Source organism: Candidatus Cyanaurora vandensis, from assembly GCF_013285555.1.
Taxonomy (GTDB): domain Bacteria; phylum Cyanobacteriota; class Cyanobacteriia; order Gloeobacterales; family Anthocerotibacteraceae; genus Cyanaurora; species Cyanaurora vandensis.
The window spans coordinates 1-4803 of sequence record NZ_JAAXLT010000119.1 but is presented as its reverse complement, the minus strand read 5'-3'; the positions used below and the strand labels follow the sequence as shown (position 1 = coordinate 4803).

General features: G+C 57.2%; 4 protein-coding genes. 1 reads left to right on the top strand and 3 read right to left on the bottom strand.

Features of this window, described 5'->3' with window-relative positions:
* Window positions 1–13: 13 nt before the first annotated feature.
* On the bottom strand, window positions 14–1696 hold the full coding sequence (locus HFM78_RS08525; RefSeq protein ID WP_287129011.1) for an AarF/ABC1/UbiB kinase family protein: 1683 nt from the start codon (window positions 1694–1696) through the stop codon (window positions 14–16).
* A gap of 92 nt (window positions 1697–1788) precedes the next feature.
* Here HFM78_RS08525 and hisA point away from each other — a divergent pair, with 92 nt between their 5' ends.
* Window positions 1789–2556 (top strand): 1-(5-phosphoribosyl)-5-[(5-phosphoribosylamino)methylideneamino]imidazole-4-carboxamide isomerase, encoded by a 768-nt coding sequence (gene hisA / locus HFM78_RS08520; RefSeq protein ID WP_287129010.1) that lies wholly within the window; start codon window positions 1789–1791, stop codon window positions 2554–2556.
* 30 nt (window positions 2557–2586) lie between these two features.
* Here hisA and HFM78_RS08515 read toward each other — a convergent pair whose 3' ends face one another.
* Entirely contained in the window at window positions 2587–4494 is a 1908-nt protein-coding gene (locus HFM78_RS08515) for a hypothetical protein (protein WP_287129009.1), read from the bottom strand.
* Between the two features lie 5 nt (window positions 4495–4499).
* Window positions 4500–4803, bottom strand: a 304-nt coding sequence (locus tag HFM78_RS08510) for a hypothetical protein (RefSeq protein WP_287129008.1), incomplete at its 5' end; no start/stop codon positions are given.

Below are 4803 nucleotides of genomic sequence, written 5' to 3'. Positions count from 1 at the left end.
GTGGGGGCGGAGACTAACGGGCGGGGGTCAACCGCAACCGTTCGCGGGTGACGCTCCAGACTTCTTGTAGGACATCCTGGGCTAGCTTGGGAGTCTCAATGCGCGGGGCAAGGACTTGCCAGAGGTGAAAGACCTCGCGGGTGTGGAGGCGGTCCCCTTGGGTTAGGGCTTGAGCCAGCCGTTCGCGCAGGGATTTGCCCTCTTCTGAGAGCAGGTACCGGACCCCGAGACGGGCCGTGGGCACGAGGTCAAGGTTAGTTCCGGTTCCAGCCATCGCAATCAGGTTTTCTAAGCGTTGCCACTGGAAGCGGTTATCTTTGAAAAGAATTTCTAGGAGCCGTTGTCGTAGCCGGGGCGATTCATCGGTCAACAGGCGACGGGCGACGTAGGGGTAGGCAACTTTGAGGATCTGGAAGTCCGGGTCCAATGAGAGGGCGACCCCTTCCTGAGTAATCAGGGAGCGGATAATCAGGGCAAACTGGGCCGGGACCCGGAAGGGATACTCAAAAACGAGGTTCGAGAATTGGTCTGTCACCTGTTTGAAATTGACCTGGGAAACCTTCGCCCCAAATAAATCGCCCAGGACTTTTTCGAGGGCCGGGACAATCAAGGTGATATCGGTATCGGGAGCCAAGAAGCCCAACTTCAAGAAATCCTGGCTCAGCCGCTCATAATCCCGATTCAAGAGGTGGACCAAGGCATCCACTAGGAATTCCTTACTCTCAACTTCCAGTTGGTCCATCATCCCGAAGTCAATGTAGGCAATCCGTCCATCTGAGAGCGCGAAAAGATTGCCGGGATGGGGGTCCGCATGGAAGAAACCATATTCCAAGAGTTGCTTGAGCCCTGACTCGACCCCAGCGCGGATTAGTTTTTGAACATCTAGCCCTGCGGCTTGAATCCGTTTGACATCGTTGAGCTTGATCCCATCAATCCATTCGAGGGTGAGGACCTTATCCGCCGAAGCGTGCCAGTAGATTTTAGGGACGAATACCGTCGGGTCATCTTTAAAATTACGGGCGAACCGTTCACAGTTCTGGCCCTCGTTAACATAGTCAATCTCTTCAAAAAGCTTGCTGCCGAATTCATCCACAATCAAGTCCAGGTTGAAGCCCAAATTGAGCGGTAGACGCGGCCCGAACCACACCGCCAGCCGACGTAATAAATAGAGATCTAGGGTGAGTTTACGAACGAGATTGGGCCGTTGTACCTTGACGGCTACGGATTCACCCGTGCAGAGCCGCGCCCGGTGGACCTGCCCCAGACTCGCCGCCGCCACGGGATTGGGGTCAAACTCAGTGAAATAGGCGGTCAGGGGCGCACGTAACTGTTCTTCAACCAAACGTAAAGCAAGGGAACTCGCAAAGGGCGGGAGGTTGTCTTGGAGCTTAGTTAATTCGTCCATGTAATACTGGGGCACTAAGTCCGGGCGGGTCGAGAGGGCCTGTCCAATTTTGATCGTACCCGGCCCTAGGTCTGTCAGAATCCGCCGCAACTGCTCCGCCCGACGGGGCCGCTGGGCTAGGGGATAGCCCCGGCTACGGTCCAGCCACAACCCGAAGGCAAATCCGGCAAATTTAAAGGTAATCTCTAAAAACCGTAAAATGGGCAACCAGGGCCGCCAGTTGTAGTACTGGATAATCACCGACAGGTCGTAGGTTTTCAAGCGAAAGAGGGATTTCGAGGTGCGGGCCATGCGCTCAGGCATTTACATATCTTTACTTTAGTACAAAGTGTTAATCCGGCATCATATCGCCTGTCATAATCAAAACGATTTAGGGTAGTCATATGGAAGTCATCCCGGCGATTGATCTACTGGCGGGCCGCTGTGTCCGTCTCGTCCAGGGTGATTACGCCCGCCTTGATGTAGTCGGTGAGGACCCGCTGGCGATGGCGCGGCATTGGGTAGAGCTGGGTGCAACTCGTCTTCATCTGGTGGACTTGACCGGGGCACGGGAGGGGACGGTGGTGCAGTACGACCTACTCCAAGCAATTGCCCAAGCCGTGGCCTGTCCGGTCCAAGTGGGGGGCGGGATACGCTCTCTGGCACAGATTGCCCAACTTCTCGAAGGTGGGGTGGAACGGGTCGTAGTGGGGACCCTGGCTCTGCGTGAACCCGATTTAGTCGCCCAAGCCTGTGAACGCTATCCGGGTCAAGTCTGGGTGGCCCTCGACTGCCGAGACGGGAAAATTGCCACGGAAGCATGGCTCAACCAGTCCACGACGGACGCGCTCACCCTTGCCCAAGCTCTCGAAGACCGGGGGGTAGGAGGATTTATCTACACTGATATCGCCCTAGATGGCACGCTGGCTGGACCCAACCGTGAAGCCCTGCGTCGGGTCAGTACGGGCCTCAATCGTCCGGTGATTGCCTCAGGAGGAATTGGGACTCTAGCGGATCTATTGAGCTTGCTTGCCCTCGAACCCTTGGGCGTAACCGGAGCTATCGTTGGTCAGGCTCTCTATAAAGGAACCGTAGACTTACCTGAAGCCCTCCGCGCTGTCGGAAACCCGCGTTGGCAGGATGTACCCACGACGGATACCCGCTTCTGTTGAAATCAACTCAGCTCCCCCGTAATGCCTTCTTCAACGCGACGTAAGAGACAGCGGCCCGCCGGGATCAACCATGGCATTGCGCCAAGTCCAGTGGTCAGCTTGGTTCTCGTAGCCTAGGGCGGGGAGGATGAGGTGGATGAGGGCAGTACTGGGGTCTTGGTCAGCGCAGTCGTAGTGAGTACGGATACACTCCTGAAAATCACTCAAGGCCCCTTGACTCGGCAAGAGAGCTAGGGGCAATTGGCTCCTGAAAAAGGCCACCGTCCGCGCCTGCACCGAGACCATATTAGTTAAATGGGGCTGGTCTCCACGCCAGAGCGACTCCACAAGGGCCATATCCATCTTCCCCAACCCTACCCACGCCCGCAGATTGGTAAGTAACGTGTGCCAGGGTTGACGGCGTGTCAAAGGCGGAGTACAGCTTTCCAGGCGGGACAACTGTGCGCTCAATGCAGCCCAATCGAGAACCGGGTGGGCGACTAGGGCCACTGCAACAACCTGAGCAAAGATTTCCCCGAGGTCGGGTATGGGCTCAGCACCGGGTTCTAGCTCCATCTCTTCCAGGGCCAGCTCATTGAGGATGAGGTCCACCCTTGGTTGCGGGGTCAAGTCAGTACCCGCCAGCAAGCGGGCTAGGTCATCCTCTAGGTCCAGCCAATCCGGGAGAGCGACCGCCGTTGACCAAGGCGTTAAGTCCCAAGCCACAGGCTGCCAAGCATAACCGCTAGAACTACGGACCCAATGGGGATTGAGCAGGACGGCTCGGTATTCAGCTAGTGTCAACTCCCGGCCTTGGAGGTTGGACCAGTGGGCTTCGAGTTGTAAGACGGTGCGGGCTACACCATCGGTGAGGCCCTCCCAGAGCGTCGTCTCTTGGGCGCCCTGTAACTCGGCGGGGGTGAAGAGGGGCGGGGCAGGGGCAACCCCTAGTTCTTCAGTAATCAAGACCTCCCCGGTCCGCCGCTTCTGCACCGTCAATCCCGCACCGGTCCCCGCCCACCAAAGTCGGATCTGTAGCTCAATGCCGTAGAGTAACCCGCCCTCCGCCCAGAGGTGCAGGTGATAAGTCTGGTCCAGGGTCTGCCAAGTGACGGGGTAATGGCGGTCTTGGAAGGCTGACTGCCAAGGACCGGGGACTGCCAGATAACCCAGCCGTAACTCAGCTACCCCCAGCGTCAAACTGAATTGAGCATTGTGGCGGGCGGGTCCACTAGGCGGGTCTGGGAAGGAGGGGACAATAAGTTGAGTTTCAGTGGGATTATCTAGGTTGACGACCTCAAACTCTTCTAGGGCGGGAGCTTGGGGGACGAGGGCCACTGGGGACCACTGGTCAGGCCGGACTTGGACAAACCGTTCATCTGTACGCAAGACAGTCTGAAGCGCGGACTGCTGGGCAGGGTGAGGCACCTGCGTGAGGGTCAAAAATTGTTCCTCAGTCCGGTCGGCTAACCAAGCCTGGGCTATTTGTAACTGGTCGGAGGTTGCTACCTTGACCAAGAGCGTTACTTGGTCGTTCTCGCACCGGAATCGGGGGTCTAGGCTCCAAAAAACACCATTTTCTATCCCTTGTAAATAAACAGATAGGTTAGTCCGTTGGTTGGGGTCCGCCTGCAAGGTTTCAGACAGTTGGTCATTGATCAATTGCTGTCCCCGGAGGTACCAACTCCCGTCCATCAAGTCGTAAAAACGTTCATCTTGGTGCAGGGCCACATTGGTCGAGATGAGGGCACGGACTTGCATTAAGCTCAAAGTCCGTCCGTCCTTCAGTCTTTCTGCCACTGGGTCATAGCAGCTAAACCGCACAGCGGGAGCCGGGAGACAAAGTCGGGGCGGGCAGACATAATCCGCCGCTTCACAGGCTTGCTGCTCGGCTTCGAGACTGGCCCCAGGGTGGGCCAAGCGGTATTTACGCAAAAAAGTCCAGACCGAATCACGCATCTTGCTTACTCCAGCGCGTCGGGGTCGAGTCCGGCTTCCTGTAACAGGGCGCGGACTGTGGTTTGTTTACGGTGGTTATCGCCTTGATTAATGGCTTTGAGGCGCGTCACTTCTTCTTCTAGTAGCTGTTGGCGGGCCTGTTGTTGGTCTAACCGCTCGGCAAAGAGGATGAACTGGCCCTGTTCGGTGCGTAAACGGGTAATCTCCGTGGTCAACTCCTGGAATACCGCGTCGAGGGCGTCGGCATCGGGCGGGGGGGTCAATTTGTCGGTCATCTGCTGAGCCAGACTGCGGTGGTCGGGGCTGGGG